1 protein-coding gene is annotated in these 524 nt (G+C 65.8%); it reads right to left on the minus strand.

The genetic code is table 11. The features are described 5' to 3' along the window. A partial coding sequence (locus EGK76_RS15315; RefSeq protein WP_255409798.1) for an EF-Tu/IF-2/RF-3 family GTPase occupies nt 1-524 on the minus strand: 524 nt, incomplete at both ends.

The following is a 524-nucleotide window of genomic DNA, read 5'->3' on the forward strand; positions in this document are numbered from 1 at the left end:
TCGTCCTTCGACAGCACATAGACTTCGGCTTCGAAATCGGTGTGCGGCTTGATCGAACCCGGCTTGGCCAGCACCTGGCCACGCTCGACGTCGTCACGCTTGGTGCCGCGCAGCAGCAGACCGGCGTTGTCGCCTGCCTGACCCTGGTCGAGCAGCTTGCGGAACATTTCGACGCCGGTAACCGTGGTCTTCTGCACCGGACGGATGCCGACGATCTCGATTTCCTCGCCCACCTTGATCACGCCGCGCTCGATGCGGCCGGTCACGACGGTGCCGCGGCCCGAGATCGAGAACACGTCTTCGACCGGCATCAGGAACGCCTTGTCGACGTCGCGCTCCGGCTCCGGGATCCAGGTGTCCAGCGCCTCGACCAGCTTCAGGATCGCCGGCACGCCGATCTCGCTCTGGTCGCCTTCCAGCGCCAGGCGGGCCGAACCGTGGATGATCGGGGTGTCGTCGCCCGGGAAGTCGTACTTGCTCAGCAGCTCGCGCACTTCCATCTCGACCAGCTCGAGCAGCTCGGC

This window comes from Luteimonas sp. 100069, from assembly GCF_003813845.1.
Lineage (GTDB): Bacteria > Pseudomonadota > Gammaproteobacteria > Xanthomonadales > Xanthomonadaceae > Luteimonas > Luteimonas chenhongjianii.